Source organism: Brevundimonas sp. GW821-FHT02A10 (assembly GCF_059422025.1).
Genome location: NZ_JBWKWC010000001.1, coordinates 851,718 through 872,911, shown reverse-complemented (window position 1 = coordinate 872,911; position 21,194 = coordinate 851,718). Strand labels below are relative to the sequence as shown.

General features: G+C 68.1%; 20 protein-coding genes and 1 tRNA gene. 8 read left to right on the top strand and 13 right to left on the bottom strand.

Annotated features, from left to right (window positions below; genetic code table 11):
• Positions 1-27: 27 nt before the first annotated feature.
• The 3 genes from AC07U0_RS03965 to AC07U0_RS03955 are packed head-to-tail and all read left to right on the top strand — an operon-like array spanning position 28 to position 3,357.
• Entirely contained in the window at positions 28-1,149 is a 1,122-nt protein-coding gene (locus AC07U0_RS03965; protein WP_494718719.1) for an HlyD family secretion protein, read from the top strand.
• Positions 1,146-2,762 carry a DHA2 family efflux MFS transporter permease subunit gene (locus AC07U0_RS03960; RefSeq protein ID WP_494718718.1) on the top strand — a complete coding sequence of 539 codons (1,617 nt, stop codon included), beginning with the start codon at positions 1,146-1,148 and terminating at the stop codon, positions 2,760-2,762. Before AC07U0_RS03965 ends, AC07U0_RS03960 begins: the two co-directional genes overlap by 4 nt.
• 1 nt (position 2,763) lies before the next feature.
• Positions 2,764-3,357 (top strand): TetR/AcrR family transcriptional regulator, encoded by a 594-nt coding sequence (locus AC07U0_RS03955; RefSeq protein WP_494718717.1) that lies wholly within the window; start codon positions 2,764-2,766, stop codon positions 3,355-3,357.
• Between the two features lie 7 nt (positions 3,358-3,364).
• Here AC07U0_RS03955 and AC07U0_RS03950 read toward each other — a convergent pair.
• The 3 genes from AC07U0_RS03950 to AC07U0_RS03940 all read right to left on the bottom strand — a co-directional run bounded on the left by AC07U0_RS03950 (position 3,365) and on the right by AC07U0_RS03940 (position 7,137).
• Positions 3,365-3,449 (bottom strand) — tRNA-Leu (locus AC07U0_RS03950).
• A 67-nt stretch (positions 3,450-3,516) separates the two neighbouring features.
• Positions 3,517-4,671, bottom strand: a complete 1,155-nt coding sequence (locus AC07U0_RS03945) for a metallophosphoesterase (protein WP_494718716.1) — start codon at positions 4,669-4,671, stop codon at positions 3,517-3,519.
• An 81-nt stretch (positions 4,672-4,752) separates the two neighbouring features.
• Positions 4,753-7,137, bottom strand: a complete 2,385-nt coding sequence (locus AC07U0_RS03940; RefSeq protein ID WP_494718715.1) for a TonB-dependent receptor — start codon at positions 7,135-7,137, stop codon at positions 4,753-4,755.
• 187 nt (positions 7,138-7,324) lie between these two features.
• Here AC07U0_RS03940 and AC07U0_RS03935 point away from each other — a divergent pair, with 187 nt between their 5' ends.
• The gene (locus tag AC07U0_RS03935; RefSeq protein WP_494718714.1) at positions 7,325-8,275 is read left to right on the top strand and encodes an ATP-grasp domain-containing protein; all 951 of its coding nucleotides are present in this window, start codon (positions 7,325-7,327) and stop codon (positions 8,273-8,275) included.
• Complete coding sequence (locus tag AC07U0_RS03930; RefSeq protein ID WP_494718713.1) at positions 8,272-9,315, top strand: LLM class flavin-dependent oxidoreductase; 1,044 nt, start codon at positions 8,272-8,274, stop codon at positions 9,313-9,315. Before AC07U0_RS03935 ends, AC07U0_RS03930 begins: the two co-directional genes overlap by 4 nt.
• 64 nt (positions 9,316-9,379) lie before the next feature.
• Here the strand turns inward: AC07U0_RS03930 and AC07U0_RS03925 are convergent, their stop codons facing one another.
• The 8 genes from AC07U0_RS03925 to hppD form a co-directional block, all read right to left on the bottom strand.
• Positions 9,380-10,159 carry an energy transducer TonB gene (locus tag AC07U0_RS03925; RefSeq protein ID WP_494718712.1) on the bottom strand — a complete coding sequence of 260 codons (780 nt, stop codon included), beginning with the start codon at positions 10,157-10,159 and terminating at the stop codon, positions 9,380-9,382.
• Positions 10,160-10,162: 3 nt separating this feature from the next.
• Positions 10,163-10,978 carry a hypothetical protein gene (locus AC07U0_RS03920; RefSeq protein ID WP_494718711.1) on the bottom strand — a complete coding sequence of 272 codons (816 nt, stop codon included), beginning with the start codon at positions 10,976-10,978 and terminating at the stop codon, positions 10,163-10,165.
• Positions 10,975-11,511 carry a CcdC protein domain-containing protein gene (locus AC07U0_RS03915; RefSeq protein WP_494718710.1) on the bottom strand — a complete coding sequence of 179 codons (537 nt, stop codon included), beginning with the start codon at positions 11,509-11,511 and terminating at the stop codon, positions 10,975-10,977. The genes AC07U0_RS03920 and AC07U0_RS03915 overlap by 4 nt, the downstream gene beginning before the upstream one ends.
• A gap of 83 nt (positions 11,512-11,594) precedes the next feature.
• A complete protein-coding gene (locus AC07U0_RS03910) occupies positions 11,595-12,602 on the bottom strand; it encodes a fumarylacetoacetate hydrolase family protein (protein WP_494718709.1) in 1,008 nt (335 codons plus the stop codon).
• 84 nt (positions 12,603-12,686) lie between these two features.
• Entirely contained in the window at positions 12,687-13,436 is a 750-nt protein-coding gene (locus AC07U0_RS03905; RefSeq protein WP_494718708.1) for a hypothetical protein, read from the bottom strand.
• Between the two features lie 129 nt (positions 13,437-13,565).
• Positions 13,566-13,832: a hypothetical protein gene (locus AC07U0_RS03900; RefSeq protein ID WP_494718707.1), complete on the bottom strand. Its 267-nt coding sequence runs from the start codon at positions 13,830-13,832 to the stop codon at positions 13,566-13,568.
• Complete coding sequence (locus AC07U0_RS03895) at positions 13,829-15,007, bottom strand: isoaspartyl peptidase/L-asparaginase family protein (protein WP_494718706.1); 1,179 nt, start codon at positions 15,005-15,007, stop codon at positions 13,829-13,831. Before AC07U0_RS03895 ends, AC07U0_RS03900 begins: the two co-directional genes overlap by 4 nt.
• Before the next feature lie 216 nt (positions 15,008-15,223).
• Positions 15,224-16,333: a 4-hydroxyphenylpyruvate dioxygenase gene (hppD, locus tag AC07U0_RS03890; protein WP_494718705.1), complete on the bottom strand. Its 1,110-nt coding sequence runs from the start codon at positions 16,331-16,333 to the stop codon at positions 15,224-15,226.
• Positions 16,334-16,527: 194 nt separating this feature from the next.
• Here hppD and AC07U0_RS03885 point away from each other — a divergent pair, with 194 nt between their 5' ends.
• Genes AC07U0_RS03885 through AC07U0_RS03875 form a run of 3 tightly spaced genes read left to right on the top strand, consistent with a single transcriptional unit; the run spans position 16,528 to position 18,291 of the window.
• Positions 16,528-17,109: a YqaA family protein gene (locus AC07U0_RS03885; RefSeq protein ID WP_494718704.1), complete on the top strand. Its 582-nt coding sequence runs from the start codon at positions 16,528-16,530 to the stop codon at positions 17,107-17,109.
• Between the two features lie 26 nt (positions 17,110-17,135).
• On the top strand, positions 17,136-17,699 hold the full coding sequence (locus tag AC07U0_RS03880; protein ID WP_494718703.1) for a disulfide bond formation protein B: 564 nt from the start codon (positions 17,136-17,138) through the stop codon (positions 17,697-17,699).
• Positions 17,700-17,703: 4 nt separating this feature from the next.
• On the top strand, positions 17,704-18,291 hold the full coding sequence (locus tag AC07U0_RS03875) for a demethoxyubiquinone hydroxylase family protein (RefSeq protein ID WP_494718702.1): 588 nt from the start codon (positions 17,704-17,706) through the stop codon (positions 18,289-18,291).
• On the opposite strand, the gene AC07U0_RS03870 is transcribed toward AC07U0_RS03875, so the two are convergent.
• Positions 18,275-19,273 carry an esterase-like activity of phytase family protein gene (locus tag AC07U0_RS03870; RefSeq protein ID WP_494718701.1) on the bottom strand — a complete coding sequence of 333 codons (999 nt, stop codon included), beginning with the start codon at positions 19,271-19,273 and terminating at the stop codon, positions 18,275-18,277. The genes AC07U0_RS03875 and AC07U0_RS03870 overlap by 17 nt on opposite strands.
• Before the next feature lie 8 nt (positions 19,274-19,281).
• Positions 19,282-21,174 (bottom strand): cobaltochelatase subunit CobT, encoded by a 1,893-nt coding sequence (cobT, locus tag AC07U0_RS03865; protein WP_494718700.1) that lies wholly within the window; start codon positions 21,172-21,174, stop codon positions 19,282-19,284.
• Positions 21,175-21,194 lie beyond the last annotated feature (20 nt).

Here is a 21,194-nt window from a genome sequence, read left to right as displayed (position 1 = left end):
CGCTCGTCTCCCAACATCTGGTCGTCCATGCCCGCTGCACCCGCTCTCAAGAACCGCCTGCCCCTGATCGTGGCCGGCGTCGTGGTCCTCGCCCTCGTGATCGGCGGCTTCTTCTGGTGGCAGAACAAGCAGCGCTGGGAGGCGACCGACAACGCTTTCGTCCAGGCGGACACCACCATCGTCAGCCCCCAGATCAACGGCTATGTCACCGAGGTTCTGGTCAGCGACAACCAGCGCGTCGAGCCCGGCCAGATCCTGGTCAAGCTGGATGATTCCGACGCCAGGGCCCAGCTGGCCCAGGCCGAGGCCAACCTCGCTGCACTGGTCGCCGCGGTGGGCAATGTCGACGCCCGCGCAGTGCAGGAGCAGGCGACCATCGCCTCGCGCGCCGCCGCCGTCCGTTCGGCCCAGGCCAACGCCGCCCTCGCCGACGCCCGCGTCGACCGTTACGGCAAGCTGGCTCAACAGGGCTGGGTCTCGCAGCAGGGCATCCAGACGGAACGCGCCGGCGCCCAGACCGCCCAGGCCTCGGTCGCCGAGGCCCAGGCCGCCCTCTCGGCCGAGCAGCACAACATCGGCGTCCTGGGCTCGACCCGCGAACAGAGCGTCGCCGCCGTCGAACAGGCTCGCGCCGCGGTCGATGTCGCCCGCACCAATCTGGACCGCACCGTGATCCGCGCCGCCAGCGCCGGGGTCGTCGGCGCCCGCAGCGTCCGCGTCGGTCAATACGTCCGCGTCGGAGGCCAGATCCTGTCGATCGTGCCGCTGGGCGACAGCTATGTGGTGGCCAACTTCAAGGAGACCCAGCTGGATCGTCTGCGTATCGGCCAGACCGTCGAGATCAAGGCCGACGCCTTCCCCGGTCAGCACATCACCGGCCGTATCGACAGCTTCTCGCCCGCCACCGGCTCGGAGTTCGCCCTGATCCCGGTCGAGAACGCCACCGGCAACTTCACCAAGATCACCCAGCGCGTGCCCGTCCGCATCGTGGTCAGCCGCGCCAACGGCGGCGGAGCCCTGCGTCCCGGCCTGTCGGTCGAGGTCAAGGTCGACCTGAAGAGCCCCGGCGGCGTCAGCTTCGCTGAATCCACCACCGGCCAGACCCGTCTGGCCGACGCCGGCGCGGCTCAGTCGGGCGCGCACGAGTGACCGACGCCGCCGCCTCCGAGGGGGCAGTTCCGGCGGCCGGCGGCAAGCCCGCCGCGCCGGTCGCGGGTCACCCCGAGATCAACTGGACCATGCTGCTGCTCGGCTTCGCGGGCATGGTCATCGGCCAGTTCATGGCCATCCTCGACATCCAGATCGTCGCGGCCTCCCTGCCGCAGATCCAGGCCGGGGTCGGCGCCTCGGCCGACGAGATCAGCTGGATCCAGACCGCCTATCTGATCCCCGAGGTCGTGATGATCCCCCTGTCGGGATATCTGTCGCGGCTGTGGGGCACGCAACGGCTGTTCCTGATCTCCTGCACCGGCTTCCTGATCATGTCCGTGGCCACGGGCCTGTCGAACTCGATCGACACCATGATCCTGTTCCGCGCGCTTCAGGGCTTCGTCGGCGGGGCCATGATCCCGACCGTCTTCGCCGTGGCCTTCACTGCCTTCCCGCCGGACAAGCGCGTCACGGCCAGCGTGGTCATGGGTCTGATCGTGACCCTGGCCCCCACCGTCGGCCCGACCCTCGGTGGTCACCTGACGGAGTGGCTGAGCTGGCGCTGGCTGTTCTTCATCAACGTCGTGCCCGGCATGCTGGTCCTCTTCCTGGTCAGCCGCTACGCGAACTTCGACAAGGGCGATCCGTCGCTGGCCAAGGGCTTCGACTGGTGGGGGCTGGGTCTCATGGCGACCTTCCTGATGAGCATGCAGTATGTGCTCGAGGAAGGGTCCAAGAACGACTGGCTCGCCGACAACCTGATCCTTGTCCTGACCATTGTGGCGGCGACCGCGGGGCCGGCCTTCGTCTGGCGCTCCCTGACCTATCGCAATCCGATCGTGGAGCTGCGCGCCTTCACCAACCGCAACTTCATGGTGGGGGTCGTCATGACCTTTACCGTCGGCTTCGCCCTGTTCGGCGGCACCTTCCTGCTGCCCCTGTTCCTCGGCCGGGTGCGCCACTATTCGCCGTCGGAAGTCGGCACGACCATGGTCGTCTCGGGTCTGGCCATGTTCGCCACCGGCCCGTTCGCCGGCCGTCTGGTCCGCGCACTGGATCCGCGCATCCTGATGTTCGGCGGCTTCATGCTCTGCGCCTGGGGCATGTGGGATGCGCGCCTGGTCACTGACGACTGGGGCTTCTGGCAGTTCGCCAGCGTTCAGGCCCTTCGCGGCGTCGGCGTCATGATCGCCATGATCGCCTCCCAGCAGGTGACCATGTCGACCCTGCCGCCGCATATGGTCAAGAACGCCTCGGGTCTGGTGAACCTGTTCCGCAACGTCGGCGGCGCCTTCGGTCTCGCCTTCCTGAACACCTCCCTGACCACCAACACCGCCGCCCACATGAGCGAGCTGACCAGCCGCATCAGCCAGTCCAGCATCGAGATGCAGGACATGATGACCGGCATCGCCGATCGCTTCTCGACCTCCATCAATCCGGACGGGGCGGCGATGAAGGCCATCTACGGGATGATGCAGCAGCAGGCGACGACCCTGGCCTTCGGCGACGCCTTCGCGGTGCTGGGCATCGGCTGCGCCGTCGCGGCCTTCGTCACCCTGTTTGCCCGGCCGGTGAAGCCCAACCCGTCCGCCCCGCCGTCGGACGCGCACTGATATGCCCAGAGCCGCCGGCCAGATCGATCCGAGGAAGAGCGAGGCCATTCTTGAGGCCGCCGCAACCCTGTTCCACGAGCTGGGCGGGGCGGTGTCGATGGAGGCGATCGCGAAGAAGGCCGGGGTGTCGAAACAGACGCTCTACAATCGCTTTGCCTCCAAGACCGAACTGGCCCACGCCCTGGCCGAGCGGCGCTCGGAAGCCATCACCGCCCCCCTGCGCACCGAGGGTGATCCCGAGGCCGTGCTGACGGCGCTCGCCGCCACCCTGATCGCCAAGGTCTGCAACGCCCACAAGACCGAAAGCCTGCGCGGCGTCGCCCTGATGTCGCCGTCCATCCCGGGCATCGCCCAGGCCATCTACGACGGCGGCCCGGCGGCCAGCCTGCGCCGCATCGCCGCCTGGCTGTCGGAACAGGATCGCAAGGGGCTGCTGAAGGTGCCGGATCCCGACCATGCGGCGGAGATGTTCTCCTCCATGGCCGTCGGCCACGGCCATCTGCGCGCCATGCTGGGTCTGGAGCATCCCGAGGTCGATATCGAAGCCCGCGCCCGCGAAACGGCGCAGCGCTTCATCCGCGCCTTCGCGGTCTGATCTCTGCTGGTGCCCCGAGCCGGGGTCGAACCGGCACTCCTCTCGGAACCGGATTTTGAATCCGGCGCGTCTACCAGTTCCACCATCGGGGCCCGCAGAGGCTGTTGACCTAACCAGAGGGCGGACTGGTGTCCAGAGAAACCGTCCCGTCGTCCGGGCTCAATGCCGGGTCAGCAGCTGCTCGGGGAAGTCGAGTTCGAACTCCGAGTAGCTGGCGGCGACGCCGAAGGTCGCCTCGCCGTTGCGGCCCGCATAGCGGTCCAGCAGGGGGGAGTAGGTGTAGAAGCGGATCTTCTTGCGCTCCACGTCGAACTCCATGAAGCGCAGCCAGCCGCCGCCGCCATTGGCCGATCCGGCCTGACCATCGGGCCCGACCGTATTGCCCTGGAAGTCCTGCAGCACCTGATAGACGGGAAGCCCTGCGTCGTTGCGGTCGATCCTCAGGTTCTCACCCAGCGACACCCCTTCGACGGCGGGGGTATAGGCATGGCCGCTCAGGACCATGAAGATCATCGGGTTCTTGCGCACGAACCGGTCCCAGATCTGGTCGGGCGACAGATGGTCGGTCCCGGCGAACAGGCTGGTCGTGCCGTTCGAGCGGTCGGTGGCGCCGGTCTTCGACGGCGCCAGCCACTCGTGGGTGGAGATGATCACCGGCGTATCCGGATGGGCGTCGATCACGCCCTGGGCCCAGTCGAGCACGGCGGGCGGCGGGTCCATCTCCAGCGACAGATGCAGGAAGGGTTTGCCGTCGCCTTCGAAGGTCTGGAAGCTGTTCAGCCCGTTCTCCGTCGCCCCGCCGTACCAGCTCTTGCCCGCGAAATGGCATGAGGTCGGACCGAAGTAGAAGCTGAACGCCCGGCCGCCGGCCAGCGGCCGCGAGGCGCCCGGCCCGCCGTCCTCGGCCCACCAGCCGTAATTGTCATAGTCGTGGTTGCCCGGAACCATGCCGAAGGGCACGCCCGAGCGGCTCAGGATCGAGACGGCGCGGTTGGCGATGTCCCACTCCTCGCGGGTGTCCATCACCCGGGCGGGCGCCGTGTCCGTGGCGGGCAGGCGGAACTGGCCGTCGCCGTGCTGGATGATGTCGCCGACGAAGGTGACGAAGGCGAGGTTCTTGGGGCCCTTCTGGTCGGCCAGATACTGCATCTCGCGCGCGAAGGTCTCGGCCCCGCGCGGCTGGGGCAGGGCGATGTCGGAATAGTTCTGGGTGTCGGGCACGACCGCGACGGTGAAGGTCTGGGCGAGGGCGGACCCCGCCGCGAACAGCAGGGCGGCGCCGGCGATGGCGGACAGGATCTTTGAGGTCTTCACCGAGGGTTCTCCCGAAAGCCAAAAGGCCCTTCCGCGCCGTCGCCGACGCGGAAGGGCCCTGAAGATCAGCCCTTATCGGGCCTAGAAGTCAAAGCTGATCGTGGCGAAGGCCTGACGCGGCGCCGACGAGTGGAACACCAGGATCGCGCCCGTCGCATCGTCCGGAGCGAAGACGCTGCTGTCGAAGTTCGACGCATAGCGCTTGTCGGTCAGGTTGGTGACGTTGACCGCCAGTTTGGCGCCCGACACGCCCAGACGTCCGAGGTCATAGCTGACGCCCAGGTCGAAGGTGGTGACGCCGCCGAAGCCCTGGTCGTTGGTGTAGGTGTAGAAGCGCTCACCCGTGTACTTGCCCTGCAGCGAGGCCGAGAAGCCGCCGCCGTGCAGGGTCAGGACGCTGGCGATCAGCTCCTTGGGCGTATCCACCTGCTGCTTGCCGGCCGTGGCCTTGACCACGCAGGTGGTGGTGCACCAGTTCAGGTCGTCGTCATAGGTGGTCTCGTTATACGAGGCCGAGTTGTACCAGGTCAGCCAGGGCAGGGCCTTCCACAGCACGCCCAGCTCGACCCCGTTCGAGGTCACCCCGCCCGCATTGTGGAAGGAGTTGCCGCAGCCCGGGTTCTGCTGCTGGTTGGTCGGGCACGGGTTGTACTGCAGCAGCCGGTGCTCGAAGTTGACGTGATAGGCCGCCAGCGAGACCTGCAGCGGGCCGCTGACATAGCGGTAGCCCGCGTCCCAGCTCTTCGAGGTTTCCGGCTCCAGATACTGGCCCTGCGCGTCCCAGACGGTCTGGGTCACCGATTGCGGCCCGAGCTTGAAGCCGCCCTGATACATGGCGATGTTCTCGGCGTAGCTGGCGTAGATCTCGTGGCCCGGCGCCAGCTGGTAGTGGACGCCCACCTCCGGCAGGAAGTTGTCTTCTGCGGTGAGGCTGCCGGTCGCGAACTGGCTCGAGGCCAGCGGGGCGTTGGTGGCGATGCCGCGGATCGCCTCGGCGTCGGACTTCGAATAGGTGCTCTTGAAGCCGAAATCGATGGTCAGGCGGTCGTCGAGCAGGCGCAGGGTGTCCTGGACGTAGAACTGGTGTGTCTCCCAGTTCGTCTCCTGCACCCACTGGGCCGTCGAGGGCGTGCCGCCGAGGAAGACGCCCAGATCGCTCGGGCCCTTCACGTCGGTGCGGATGTAGCGGGCGGCGCTGGAGGTGTTCTCCTCCAGCCAGAAGCCGGCCTGGATCTCGTTGGCGCCGAAGGTCCACTTCAGGCTGCCCAGCACCCCGTCACGGTCGATGGTGTAGCGGGTGTCGCGGATCTGGACCGGCAGGTCGTCCGCGGTCGAGGTCGTGCCCTGGTTGGACAGGCCGGCGATGAAGTTGTTCCCGGCGCCCTTGTCGGTGTGTTTGTAGACCTGCAGATGGGCCTTCAGCTCGCTGGTCAGGTCGAAGTCGCCGGCCAGATAGTAGAGCTCGTCGTTGCGCAGGATCTGGCCGTTGGTGAAGGTCACGTCCGAGTTGCGCTGCGGCGCGGGCGCCGCGACGCACTGGGCCGCCAGCGAGGCCACCGAACAGGCGGCGACGCCGACATAGGCGTTCCAGTTCGGCGCATAGCCGGCCCAGTCCCAGCCGAGCCGGCCCAGCATGTCCTTGGACAGATAGGCGTCGTCGGCCTGGTTGGTGCGCGAGATGTCGGCGAAGGCGGTGATCGTCCCGCGCTCGAATTCATACACCGCCTTGGCGTTCAGCTGTTTGCCGGTCGAGGTCTTGTAGTCGCCCTGGTTCACGAACAGGTCCTGCTCGGCGTACTGACCCGAGACATAGGCCGAGAAGCCGTGGTGTTCGCCGGTGTCCAGCCGCAGGAAGCTGCGCAGGCTTTCCTCGCTGCCGACCGTCTGACTGCCGGTCAGGCCGAAATCCTTGTGAGGATTGGACGAGGTGTAGATCAGGGCGCCGCCGAGGTTGCTGGTCGACGGAATGCTCAGGCCGGCGATGCCCGTGGCCAGATCGGCGCGGCCCAGATTGTCGGAGATCAGCGCCCGGCTGATGGTCAGGCCGTTGTAGTTGTTATAGGCTCCGTCGCCGAGCGGCATGCCGTCCAGCGAATAGCCGAGGTGGGTCGTGTTGAAGCCGCGCACCTGCAGCGACAGCGATTGCTCGTTGACGCCCAGGGCGTCGATCGACTGGGCCATGACGCCCGGCAGGATGTTGATCGCCTTCTGGATGCTGGTTCCCGGCGGCAGGGTGTCGAGGTTCTGCGGCGTCAGGGTCGAGACCGAGCGCGTCTGGCCCGTCCCGATGACGACGATCTCGTCGACGGTGTCCGGGCCGGCTTCGGGCGCGGTCGCGTCAGGCGCAGTGGCCATGGCCGCGTCGGGCGCGGCGACATCGCCGGCGAAGGCGGCGCCGGCCGCTGTGGCCAGCATGGTTCCGGCCAGAAGCCCGGCCAGACGGGTGTATTTGATGTGTGACAACATGACGCGATCCCCCAGAAGACGGGGAGGCTCTAGGCCCGGCCTGTAACGGCGCAGCTTCGGTTACATGACGGCGGGATGACTTTTGTGTTGTGATGCGTCGCGCCCACAGGTCGCTGTCATGGTCGGGCCGAGGTGAATTTCCGGATCGCCCTTGCGTTTCAACGCGCTGTAACGCATCTGCCTCCGCATGACCGATCAGACCCTGCCTGACCTCGCGATCGTCTATGAGCACCCGGAATGGTTCGAGCCGCTGTTCGCGGCGCTGGACCGGCATGGGGTTTCGTATGTGAAGGTCCCGCTGGCCGGGCACACCTTCGATCCGGCGGCCTCGCCGGCGCCGGCGAGGGTGGTGTTCAGCCGGGTGGCCATGTCGTCCTTCCTGCGCGAGCCCGAGCATCCGATCTTCTACGCCCAGAGCCTGTTCGAGCACTGGGAAGGGCAGGGGGCGCGGGTGGTCAACGCCTCGGCCCTGAACATCGACACCTCCAAGGCGCGGCAGATGTCCCTGATCGCCCGGCTGGGTCTGAAGGGGCCGGCGACGCGCGTGGCGCACCGTCAGGCCGACATCCCGGCCGCCGCCGAAGGCCTGCGCTTCCCCGTCCTGGTCAAGGCCGATATCGGCGGCGCCGGGGCCGGCATCACCCGCTATGAGACGCCCGAGAAGCTGGCCGAGGCGGCGGGCGAGAAATGGTGCCCGGTCGGGGTCAACGGCCTGTCCCTGATCCAGGAATACGCCCCGCGCCGCGGCGGCAAGATCACCCGCGTCGAGACCCTGGGCGGCAAATATCTCTACGCCATCGATATCGAGAGCCCGGGCGACGCCTTCGACCTCTGCCCCGCCGACGCCTGTCTCGTGCGGCCCGGCGCCCCGACCCTGACGATGACGAAGACCACGCCGTCGCCCGAGATCATCGAGGCGGTCGAGCGGCTGGCCGTGGCGGGCGAGCTGGAGATCGGCGGCATCGAATATCTGGTCGACGACCGCGACGGCTCGGTCCTGTTCTACGACATCAACGGCCTGTCGAACTTCGTGGCCAAACCGGTTGAGGTCCTCGGCTTCGACCCCCACGACAATCTGGTCGAATGGCTGGTCGGCATCGTCGCCGAACAGACGGCAGCTTCGGAGAAGGCGGCATGAGGTACGGCTATTGGGCCCCGGTCTTCGGCGGCTGGCTGAGGAATGTCGCCGACGAGCCCCGCGCCTCGTGGGAGCATCTGTCGGCCATCGTCAAACGGTCCGAGGAGATCGGCTATGACCTGACCCTGGTCGCCGAGCTCAATCTCAACGACATCCAGGGCATCGACGCCCCGGCTCTGGACGCCTGGTCGTCGACGGCGGCGCTGGCGGCAGTGACCTCGAAGATCGAGCTGATGACGGCGGTACGGCCGAACTTCCACCAGCCGGCCCTGTTCGCCAAACAGGCGGCCAATATCGACCGGATTTCGGGCGGCCGTCTGGCCCTGAACGTGGTCTCGTCCTGGTGGGCGAAGGAGGCCGAGAGCTACGGCCTGCAGTTCGATCAGCACGACGACCGCTACGCCCGCACCACCGAATGGCTCCAGGTGCTGGACAAGCTCTGGTCCGATCCGCGCACGGACTTCTCCGGAAGCTACTACGAACTCAAGGACGCCATCGTCGAACCCAAGCCGCTGTCGACGCCGGAACGCCGCCGTCCGGTCATCTATGCCGGGGGCGAATCCGAGGCCGCCAAGACCCTGATCGCGCGCCACTGCGACGCCTATGTCATGCATGGCGACACGCCCGAGGTGATCAAGGAGAAGATCGCCGACATGAAGGCCCGGCGCGAGAGTTTCGGCCTGCCGCCGATGCAGTTCGGCATGGCCGGCTACGCCATCGTACGCGACACCGAGGCCGAGGCCGAAACCGAGCTGGCGCGCATCACCACCATCCCCGGTCTGGCCGAAGGCACGCCGCCCGCCGGCTTCGCCAATTTCGACCAGTGGCTGTCCGGCACCCAGCTGGAGCGGGAGCTGAAGATCCGGGAATATTCGGTCTCCAACCGCGGCCTGCGCCCCGGCTTCGTCGGTACGCCCGAGACAGTCCGGGAACGGATCGAGGAATTCGAAGCCGCCGGCCTCGACCTCGTGCTGCTGCAGATGTCGCCCCAGGCCGAGGAGATGGAGCGCTTCTCCGCACAGGTGATCCAGCCGAACTGAGGTCCCGCGTCAGGCGCCGGCGACGGAGCCTTCGGGGGCGTGGCCCAGCGTCTCGCCGCCCGCCTCAGCGCCGTCTGAAAGCGTTGTAGAACTCGACCGCGCTCCCCCGATCCTGGGGAGCGGCCTCCAGATCGAGCGTGGCGGCGCCCGTCGAGGCAAGTGCCGCCTCTTCGAAGCCCATCCCGGGAGGGCTTGCGGCGACGACCTCGCAGGCCTCGAGGCGGCCGCCGTCCCCGACCAGACAACTGAGACGCACCAGACCCTGTTCAACGCCTGCCCGCTGGGCCTTCGTCGGGAAGGCGGGGCTCGGGGCGAGCGTCCAGGCCAGGGCATCCGCCGCGGGGACGGCGTCGCGCGGGTTCTGCAGCGGCCGATCGCATGCGGACAGAACCCGATCGATCGCGGCGGCCGAGGGCGGGATAGGCAGGCTGTAGCGACGGGGCGGTGTCGCCGGGAACTGACCGTCCGCGGCCACTTCCCCGACTCGCAGATCCAGCGTTCCACCGCTCCGGAGCTGACGCGCCACGCGTTCGGGATTGGGCGGCGAGATCACCGCGCCCCCAGGGGTGGATCGCCAGATCTGCTGTTCGTCGTCGATCCCCCCTACGGAGAGCCGCACCGGACGGTTCGTGCTTCCCGCAGCTGGAACGCCGCTGACCAAGACGTCGAGCGTCTTCCCCCGACAGCGGACGGCGACCAGATTGGCGCCGAAATTCAGGGTGGCGGCGGTCAGGAAGGCGCTCGGCTGGACGGTCAGATCCCAGTCGTCGTTCGTCTGTTGCGCCAGGGCCGGGCTTGCGAACAAGCCGGCGCCCAGGGCGACGGCGACGGCAGTCCGTTTCATCGCTCAGCGATCCTGATCGCGTCCACGAAAGACGACGTTGAACTCGATGGCGTGGCCCGGCTCCAGCGGGGCGCGGCGCAGATCCAGTTCCGCATTGGCGGTCGCCCGGATCGCCGCCTCCTCGAACCCTTGCCCGGCCGGGGCAGCGGCGACCGCCTCGCAAGCTTCCGGCTGACCGTCGTCTCCGACAAGGCAGCTCAGGGTGGCGACGCCCTCTTGCACACGGGCGCGTCGGGCCTTTTCAGGAAAGACGACCCTGGGCGGCGTTCTCCAGGTGATGACACCGGAATGCGGCACCACGTCGCGAGCGCTGGTCAGAGGGCGATCGCAGGCCGTCAGGACCCGGTCGATGGCTGCAGCGGAAGCCGGTATGGGAAGGCGGTAGCGGTGGGCCGTCGTCGCGGGGGCATCACCTCGCGCCGGCGACGCTTCGACAAGAATGTTCAGCGTCCCGCCGGCCCGAAGCTGTCGCGCGATACGATCGGGGTTGGAGGGCGACATCACCGTTCCACCCGGCGTGCTGGTCCAGACCTGTTTCTCCTCGTTGATCGCCCCGAGGGAAATCTCAATCCGGCGGTTGACGCTCGCCGCGACAGGGATGCCGCTGAACAGGACGTCGAGGACGCCGGAGCGGCAACGGACGGCGACCAGGTTGGAGCCGAAATCGACGGTGGCGGCGGTGAGCTCACCATTCGGCTGGGCCGTCAGGTCCCAGTCGTCATCCGCCTGTTGCGCCGATGCCGGACTTGCCGGGGGCGGGCTGGCGAGGGATGGGCTGGCCAGCAGGCCGACGACGAGGGCGATGGTCTCCAGATTCATACTGTGATCTCCACATGGCTGTCCGTACCGCCATGCTGGACTCGGCGGGCGCGAATGTACATCTCGACGCGCTGGACGATGATCGTTCCGACCACGAAGACCAGGAAGGCGTCGGCGATGGCCGTGGCGTTCAGGCCGAGGGCGGCAGCGTGGGGCTCGAGGAAGGCGCTGAGCGCGCGACGGCCCAGCAGCAGGACGACGATCAGGATCATGCCGATGGGCGAGGCCTGGGCCTTCAGCGTGCCGTCGGCGTGCTTCTCGATGGTCGTCATCTTGCCGCGCCACCAGCCGGCGACGCCGCCGAGGATCAGGCCGAGAGCGAGGACGGCCCAGTCGAGCGCCGCGAAGGGGGCGTGGCTGGCGCCCGGCTGTTTGCTGGTTCCCCAGATCGCCAGGGCCATCAGGGGCACGATGATGGCGGGCGCGACCCACAGATATTGAGGCCGCAGCGTTCGGGGCGTCCGGTTGCGGAGCACGACCATCAACAGGGCGAAGCCCACGGCGATAAGCGGAATATACTGTTGCGGCGTCATGCCCGGTGTCCCCCTGCGGCAGGGCGCCGCAGGGCTCAGACTATGACGGGAACCCGGCTTCGGGGAAGGGGGCAGTGAGGCGATCAGGCCTTCTGAACCGTCTGTTCGATGGCGCCGAAGATCGAGTGATGCTTGTCGTCCAGCATCTCGATGCGGACCGTGTCGCCATACGTCAGGAAGGGCGTCTCGGCCGCGCCGCGCAGGATGGTTTCGACCGTGCGGACCTCGGCGATGCAGCTGTAGCCCAAGCCGCCCTCGGAGACCGGACGGCCGGGGCCGCCGTCGGCGCCCTTGTTGGACACCGTGCCTGAACCGATGATCGTCCCTGCCGTCAGCGACCGCGTCTTGGCCAGATGGGCGATCAGAGTCCCGAAATCGAAGGTCATGTCGACGCCAGCGTCGGCCATGCCGAAATCCTTGCCGTTCAACTGGACGCTGAGCGCGCCCGACAGCTTGCCGGCCGTCCAGCGGTCGCCCAGCGCATCAGGGGTCACGAAGACCGGCGACAGGGCGCTGGCCGGCTTGGACTGGACGAAGCCGAAACCCTTGGCCAGTTCCGCCGGGATCAGGTTGCGCAGGGACACGTCGTTGACCAGACCGACCAGACGGATGTGGTCCAGCGCCTCGGTCGGCGTCACGCCCTGAGGCACGTCGCCGACGACCACGACGATCTCGCCTTCCAGGTCGCAGCCCCAGGCGTCGTCTGCCAGCACGATCGGATCGCGGGGCGAGAGGAAGCCGTCGGAGCCGCCCTGATACATCAGGGGATCGGTCCAGAAGGTCGCGGGCATCTCGGCGCCGCGCGCCTTCCGCACCAGCTCGACGTGGTTCACATAGGCCGAACCGTCCGCCCACTGATAGGCGCGGGGCAGGGGGGCGGCGGCCTCGTGTTCGCGGAACCGGCCCTGCGGCACGGCCTCGTGTTCGAGGCTTTCGGACAGGGCCCTGAGCAGGGGTTCGCACCGCTCCCAGTCATCGAGCGCCGCCTGCAGCGTCGGGGCGATCAGGAAGGCGTCCGTGAACCAGTGCAGGTCGTTGGAGACGACGACTAGACGGCCGTCACGGCCGTGCTTGAGCGAGGCGAGCTTCATACCCGGAGGATTAGGCCGATTTTTCCGAAGGGGAAACCGGGGATGGCGCCTGATCAATGATCAGAAATGTTCAGGCCGCTCGATTCAGGAGGACCGGGTCAGCTGTTTGCGCGCCGCGCGCAGTTCGGCCAGTCGGGCGGGCTTGTCGCTCCAGTGGTCGGACAGATTGTGAACGGCGGCGCGCACAGCCTCGATCTGGGCCGCGGCGCTGAGGGTCTTCGGCGGATGATCACCATGACCGCCTCCGTGGCCGCCGGCCGCAGGCTTGGCGTCGTGGCCCCCGCCGTGACCCTTGTCGTCCTTGCCGTGGCCGTCCCCGTGTCCGTCCTTGTGGTCGTCATGACCGTCGGATGCGGGGGCGTGGCTGATGAAGACGTCACGGGCCTTGATGATGACCTTTTCGACGCCCGCCTTCTCGGCGTGGGCCTCAGGCTTGTGCTCCTTGTGCTCGGCCTTGGGCGGGCTCTTGTCGATGCCGTCCAGCGCCGGGCCGAGCGCGCCATAGGGACCGGCCAGCCCCTTGGCGAGGACGAGAACGTCGCCGAGCTGGCCCTTGATCACGGCCTGGGCCTTGCGGGCGGTGGCGATGACGCTGTCGCGCGGCGCACCCGTAGCTTCGGCGAGGGCCTTCCTGATCGCGGCGTAGATGGCTTCGGACGGGTCGTCGCTCGGGCGTTTGCTACGTCCCCAAAGCCAGCCCAGCAGAACGGCCAGACCCAGCAGCAGGATCAGGGTCGCCGTCATCATCGGCGACAGGCTGAAGAACAGGCCGCCCGGTTCCGGGGTGTAATAGGCGTCGGGCGCGGGGAAGTCGGTCGGGGTCGGGGCTGACATGCGGCGATCCTTCTCCGGCCGGTTGCGAGACCGCCATCATGGCTGAACGGTCGCGCTTCGCAATGAAAAGGTTAACGTCGTTGTGCGAAGTTTTTCCTGAGCCGGATCAATCGCCCGACAGGGGAATTCCTAAGCGGGCGGCGCAAGGATCGCGCGGGTCTCGACCCCGGTGCGGGCGGCGGCGTCGCGCACCTCGACCTCGACCACGATGGCCCCCTCAGGATCGAGCGCCCAGAGGTAGCGGCGCTCGACCTCGACAGTCCGGCCCGACGGCGCGAAGCCTTCGTAGCTGTCGCCCCAGGGCGTGATCCGCTTCAACTCCGGCCAGGTCAGGTCGCAGGCCGCGGCCAGCTCCTCCTCGGCCATGGCGGTCAGTTCGTGTTCGGCGAAGCTCATCGGGGTTGCTCGTCAGCGTAGATGGCGACGCGGGCCGCTTGTCCGGGGTGGATCTCGCCGCGGTACATGCCGGAGGTCGACATGTCGAACGCGACCTCGCCGTCGCGTCCCATGACGATCACGCCGCCCTTGCCGCCGAGCTGATCGGCCTCTGCGATCTCGGCGCGGGCCGCATTCCCCACGATCGGGCGACGCCCGGCTATGCAAATTTCATCAGGGGTTCGCGCGCAGGGCCGGGACGGCCCCAGGTCGACATCGATCTGGCCGGGGTTTCTGGTCCATGCCGCGATCCGTGCGCAGATGTCGCGCGCCACCGTCGCCCGGATGAAATACTCGCCGTCGCCGGTCGCCGAGACCGCGCAGCCGTCGCGGTTGGAGGCATAGGTGCCGGCGCCGATCACCGGCACGTCCCCGACCCGGCCCCAGCGCTTGCCGTTGACGCCACCGGTCGAGGTGCCCGCCGCCAGATGGCCCTGACTGTCGAGGGCAACGGCGCCGACCGTGCCGAACTTGCGCTCGTTCAACGGCGGGGCCGAGGCGTCGTTGTCCGCCATGCCGCCGATGGGCGACTGAGGCGTGCCGGCCGGGGGCAGGGGGAGGGGCCGGCCCTGTTCGGTCAGCAGCCGGACCAGCTGATCCCAGCGCCTCTGGGTGAAGAAGAAGGACGGCGGAACCTGCTCCAGCCCGACCGAGGCGGCGAAGGCGTCGGCGCCCTGGCCGATCAGCATGACGTGCGGCGACTGCTCCATCACCGCCCGGGCGGCGGCGATGGGATGGCGGGTGGTGGTCAGGCCCGCGACGGCCCCGGCGGTCAGGTCGGCGCCGTTCATGACCGCGGCGTCGAGTTCGTTCTTGCCGGCGGCGGTGAAGACGGCGCCACGCCCGGCATTAAACAGGGGATCGTCCTCCATGATCTGGATGGCGGCCTGAACCGCGTCGAGCGCCGAACCGCCGCTTTCCAGCACCTTGCCGCCCGCCTCCAGCGCCTTCGTCAGCGCCGCGCGATAGGCCGCATCCTGTTCGGGCGACAGGTTGGCGCGCTCGATTACTCCGGCCCCGCCGTGGATGGCGAAGGACCAGCGGGGAGCATCTTCCGTATTTTGCGCGAAGGCCGGGGCGGCGATCAGGGACAGGCCGAGCGCCAGTCCGGCGAGCTTGGCGAAGGGGCGAGGCATGGCGGACTCCCGGCGAATGAAGGGGCGGCTCAACGCCGGTGATGCAGACGCTTCCACAGCCGATAGATCACGATCGGGGCGAAGCCACAGATCATGCCTGCGCTGAACACCATCCAGAACCCCCCGCCCAGCCAGAACTCGCCGGCCAGCATCCCGGCGCCGGCCGCGAGGACCGGGCCGAGAAACGGCAGCCAGGACGGGGGTTTGGCCGGGAGCTTAATGGGCGTCGACCTTGATCACGCCGCGACGGATCTGGTCCAGCTCGATCGAGTCGAACAGGGCCTGGAAGTTTCCGTTGCCGAAGCCCTCATTGCCCTTGCGCTGGATGATCTCGAAGAAGATCGGACCGAAGACGTCGGTGGTGAAGATCTGCAGCAGCAGGCCTTCCTCGTCCGAGCCGTCGATCAGGATGCGGTTCTTGCGCATCCGCTCCACGTCGTGCCCGTGGTTGGGCAGGCGTTTGTCGATCAGTTCAAAATAGGTCTCGATGGTGTCCTGGAACTCGACCCCGCGTTCGCGCATCGCCTCGACGGTTGCGAAGATGTCGTCGGTGGCCAGGGCGATGTGCTGGATACCCTCGCCGTTGTAGCGCTTCAGGAACTCCTCGATCTGGGAGTTGTCGTCCTGGCTTTCGTTCAGCGGGATGCGGATCGCCTTGTCGGGCGCGATCATGGCCTGGGAGAACAGGCCCGTCGCCTTGCCCTTGATGTCGAAATACTTCTGCTCCTCGAAGGCGAAGACATCGCCGTAGAAGCCCGACCAGGTGCGCATCTGGCCGCGACGCACATTGTGGGTCAGATGGTCGAGCAGGTGCAGGCCGACGTTGTTTTTCCGCTCTTCCTCTTCCCAGCCCTCGATCTCGTCCCAGGCGTCATAGAGGGAGCCGGTCTCGCCATAGGCGTCGATGAGGTACAGCAGCGAGCCGCCGATGCCGCGCAGGACCCAGGCGCCTTCGCCCAGAGCCCCGCCCGCATGGGCCTCGGCCGGCTGGGCGCCGCGCGCCACGGCGCCGTCATAGGCCGCCTTGGCGTCATTGACGCGGAAGGCCATGCCGTTGGCCGAAGGTCCGTGCTCACGCGCGAACTCGCCCGCCTGACCCGTCGGGGTGCGGTGGACCAGGAAGGAGATGTCGCCCTGCTTCAGACGCACGACATTGGTGCGGGGATTCACATGGGTCTGGACGAAGCCCATGGTCTCCAGCTGTTTGATCATGGCCTCGGGCTCGGGGCCGGTAAACTCGACGAATTCGAAGCCGTCGACGCCCAGCGGGTTCTCGGCGGCGGGGATGGTGGCGTCAGGCGTAAGGGTGGTGGCTGCAGGCGTCATGCGGCGACTCTCCACGGAACAGGTTGTGCGGCAGTCGCCGCGATTGGGCCGGAACCTAGTGGGGGAAGTCGGCTTCGCCAAGGCGTGCGACGTCTCCTCTGTTTTTGTCAGGAAAACGAAGGCGCTGCGGCGCCGCGACGGATGGACCACGCGTCCCGGCGTTGCTAGGGCTGACGGGCTTTCCGGGGAAATCCATGCTGCGCAAACTCTACGACTGGGTCTTCGAACAGGCGCGCAAGCCCTATGCCGAGAAGACCATGGCGGCGGTCTCCTTCGCCGAGGCCTCCTTCTTTCCCATTCCGCCGGACGTCATGCTGGCGCCGATGATCCTGTCGCGGCCGGACCGGGCCTATCGCTATGCGGCGGTCTGTTCGATCGCGTCCCTGCTGGGCGGACTGCTCGGCTATGCGATCGGCATGTTCCTCGAGCCTCTGGCCGTGAAGCTGCTGCACATCTTCGGCCACGGCATGGACATCGCCGTCTATCAGGCCTGGTTCGGCCAGAACGGCTTCTGGGTCATCCTCGGCAAGGGGGTGACGCCGATCCCGTTCAAACTGGTGACCATCGCCGCGGGCCTCGCCCACTTCAATCTGGGTCTGTTCGTTCTGGCTGTGGCCATCACCCGCTCGGGACGCTTCTTCCTTGAGGCCTGGATACTCAAGACCTGGGGCCCGAAGATGCTGGAGATCGTCGAAAAACGGCTGGCCCTGGTCTTCGTCATCGCCCTGGTCCTGCTGGTCGGCGGCTTCTTCCTCCTCAAGCTGTTGGAGCATTGAGCGGCGCGGGTTAGAACCGTCGCCTGATGATCGAGATCTATCGCCTCCTGACCCGCTGGTGGACCGCCTTCGCCCTGGCGATATCGCTGGCCATGCTGGGCGCGGCCCATGCGTCCGAGCGGCTGTGGGGCCTGACGCCCTGTAATCTCTGCCTCAAGCAGCGCGAGGTCTTCTGGGGCGCCGTCGCCGTCGCCGCCGTCGCCACCCTGTGGGCCGTGATCAGCCGGGCCAGCCGCGGCACACCGCGCATCGCCGCCTTCCTGCTGTTCGTCATCTTCCTGACCGGGGCCATCACAGCCACCTTCCACACGGGCGGCGAGATGAAGTGGTGGCACCTGCCCGCAACCTGTTCGGGCGCCGGCGGTGCGGCCAGCCTTGAAAGCCTGACCGCTCTGGCCCTGGGCACCGGCCCGGCCCCCAAGGTCGTGATGTGCGACGCCGTCACCTGGCGGTTCCTGGGTCTGTCGATGTCGTCGTGGAACGCCCTGATCTCGGCGGGCCTGGCCGTCTTCAGCCTGCTGGCCGCCAAACGGCCCAAGGACGCCCGCGCCCCGAAGAACGGCGCCGAGGCCATGCTGAAGGCGGTTTGAGGTCATGAGCGACGCCGCCGCCGAACCCCGTATCCCGCGTCCGCCTCTGCCCCGTCCGGGCCGGGGCGCCTCGCGGGCCCGGATGGCCGAGATCCTGCGCGTCGACCACGCCGGAGAATACGCCGCCGTCCAGATCTACCGCGCCCAGCGCGCCGTGTTCGAGGCGGCGAGGGGCAAGGACGCCATCGCTGCGGACCTGGCCCATATGCAGGATCAGGAGGCCGTGCATCTGGCCCGGTTCGACGCCCTGCTGAACGACCGGCGCGTGCGCCCGACGCTGATGGTCCCGGCCTGGCGGCTGGCGGCCCAAGCGTTGGGCGCCGGCACGGCCCTGTTGGGCGAGAAGGCCGCCCACGCCTGCACCGAGGCCGTCGAGAGCGTGATCGAGGAGCACTACGCCGACCAGATCGCCGAGTTGAAGGACCGCGATCCGGATCTGGCCGCCGAGCTCGAACGGTTCCGCGCCGAGGAGCTGGAGCACCACGATCACGCCGTGGCCCACGGCAGCCGCGAGGCGACCGGATATCGTTTGCTCAGCGCGGTGATCAAGGCCGGCTGCAAGGTCGCCATCAAGGTCAGCGAGCGGGTCTGACCTCGCCCGTCGGCGTAATGTCGAAGGCCAGCATCAGGGTCCGCTGGGCCGCGCTGAAATTGTCGTCCGACAGGATGTAGATTCGCGTCCGTTCGCCGTTCGGGCCGGACCGGGTCTCGGCGGCGATGCCTTCGAAATTGTCGGTGGTGCCGGGCAGCTTCAGCTCGATCAGAACGGGGCCCAGGGTTCCGTCCGCCGCCATCCGCCGCACCCGCGCCCGCGCGTCGATCGGCGGGGCGTAGGAGCGCTGGACCACGAACCAGCCGCCATTCGGGTCGCGGTCCATGCCGGTGATCCGGTAGTCGCTGTCGCGCAGCAGGGGCGTCGGCGGGGCCGTCACCACCGTGCAGCCGCGCGGCGTGCAGTCCCAGACCCCGCCGCTCTCGCCGTTGACGCGCCAGCCGTGCGGCGCGGCCGTCAGTCCCTCCATCCCGTCGTTCTCGGGGAAGGGGAAGTCGGGCTTTGCCGCGGGGACCGGGTCGCGCAGGGCGGCCAGCGGACCGTAGTTCCAGATGCGGTGGTCGCGCTCGAAACTGACCAGCAGCTCGCCGTCGTCCAGCAGGGCCAGACCCTCGGAATCGCCCTCGAACTTGTCCTGGATCGGCGTGCCGTCGGCCAGGGTCAGGCGGCGCGTGCGGGCGCCGTCGATGCCGGTCAGTCGGCCTTGCGCATCCAGCCTGAGCTCGGCCCGGACGAGGTCGCCGACGTCGGACACGGTGACGAAGCCGCCGTCGCCGGTCAGTTTCAGGTCCGACAGACTGTGCAGAGGCGAACCGACCGGGGCCACGATCTCGATCCCGCCGGCGAAGGCGACGCCGGGCGCCAGGGCCGCGCCGCCGGGCAGGCCCAGCCCCACCGGCTTGATCGTCGCCTCTTGCGGGATCCAGCCGTTGATCGCCGGGACATAGGGGCGCGGCACGCCCATCGAGCCCGAACAGGCGGTCAGGGTCAGGACGCCCCAGACCACAAGCAGACGCTTCATTTGAGGATTCATGCCGCCCGTCGTGCAGGATTCCGGCCAGCGCCTGTCTTGCGCGTCGTCGCCTTGGGCTCGGTCTCGAACAACTCGGCCAGCTTCTCGATCATGACGCCGCCCAGCTGTTCGACATCGACGATAGTCACGGCGCGGCGGTACCAGCGGGTCACGTCATGGCCGATGCCGATGGCGATCAGCTCGACGGGCGATTGTGTCTCTATCCGCTCGATCACCTGACGCAGATGCTTGTCCAGATAGAGGGCGGCGTTGGCCGACTGGGTCGAGTCGTCAACCGGCGAGCCGTCGGAGATGACCATCAGGATCTGGCGCGCCTCGGTGCGGTTGCGCAGCCGGTCGTGGGCCCAGGTCAGGGCCTCGCCGTCGATGTTTTCCTTGAGCAGCCCCTCGCGCATCATCAGGCCAAGGTTCTTCTTGGCCCGGCGCCAGGGCGCGTCGGCCGCCTTGTAGATGATGTGGCGCAGATCGTTCAGCCGGCCGGGCATGGCGGGCTTTCCGGCGGTGATCCAGGCCTCGCGCGACTGGCCGCCCTTCCAGGCCCGGGTGGTGAAGCCCAGGATCTCGACCTTGACGCCGCACCGCTCCAGCGTCCGCGCCAGGACGTCGGCGCAGACCGCCGCTACCATGATCGGCCGTCCGCGCATCGAGCCCGAATTATCGAGCAGCAGGGTCACGACCGTGTCCCGGAACGGGCTCTCGCTCTCGGCCTTGAAGCTGAGCGGGCTGGTCGGATCGGTGATCACCCGGGTCAGGCGGGCAGTGTCCAGCACCCCCTCTTCAAGGTCAAAGGTCCAGGTGCGGTTCTGCTGGGCCATCAGGCGGCGCTGCAGCTTGTTGGCCAGCCGCGCCACGATGGAGGACAGGGTGGTCAGCTGCTGGTCGAGCAACGACCGCAGACGCTCCAGCTCGTTCGGATCGCACAGGTCGGCGGCGTCCACCGTCTCGTCGAACTGGGTCGTGAAGACCTTGTAGGTCTCGATGGCCTTGCCGTCGTCGGCGGTCTGCTGACGGTTGGGCAGGTCGCCCTCGGACAATTCGGGGCCGTCTTCGGTGGCGTCGCCGTCCATCTCGGCAGGAGCGCCGTCCGGGCGGCTGTCGCGCTCTTCCTCGGCGCTCTGGTCGTCGGAGGAGCCGTCCATCGACTGGCCGCCTTCGCCGCCGCCGTCGTCCTCTTCCTCGTCCTGATCGTCGTTGGCGTCCGGGTCCTGCGGATCGGGCTCCTCGTCGCCCTGATCCTCCGACGCTTCGTCGCCACGGCCGTCGCCGGGGTCCAGCTCCAGCGCCCGCAGCACATCCTTCAGCGCCTTGCCGAAGGCGGCCTGATCGTCAGCGACCTCGGCCAGTTTGTCGAACTGGGCGCCGGCCTTGGCCTCCAGATTGGGCCGAACCAGATCCAGCATGGCGCCGGCGCCGTCGGGGCTGCGTTGGCCGGTGATCCGTTCGCGCACCAAGAGGGCCACGGCCTCGGCCATGGGGACGCGCTCGGCCTCGGCGCGCAGGGCGCCCATCCGCTCCAGCCGCGTCAGCAGGGCCGCGTTCATATTGGCCCGCACCCCGGCGAGGGCGTTCGATCCCACGGATTCGACCCGCGCCTGTTCGACAGCGTCGAAGACCTCGGCGGCCTGGCTGTCGGACGGACGCAGTTTCGCGTTCACCGCCTCGTCGTGATTGGCCAGCCTCAGGGCCAGCCGGTCGGCCTGGCCCCGGACCGTGGCGCTGTCGGGTCCCGACGGATCGCGCGGCGGATGCGGCAGGGTCAGGACGCCGTTCGACAGTTTGGGCCCGTCCGAGCCGAACACGACCTCCAGTTCCGACTGCTCGGCGAGAGCCCGGGCCGCATGGGCCAGAGCGCGCTTGAAGGTTTCGGCGGGAGTTTCGGGAGCGGCCATTTCGATCCGTCATAGCAGCG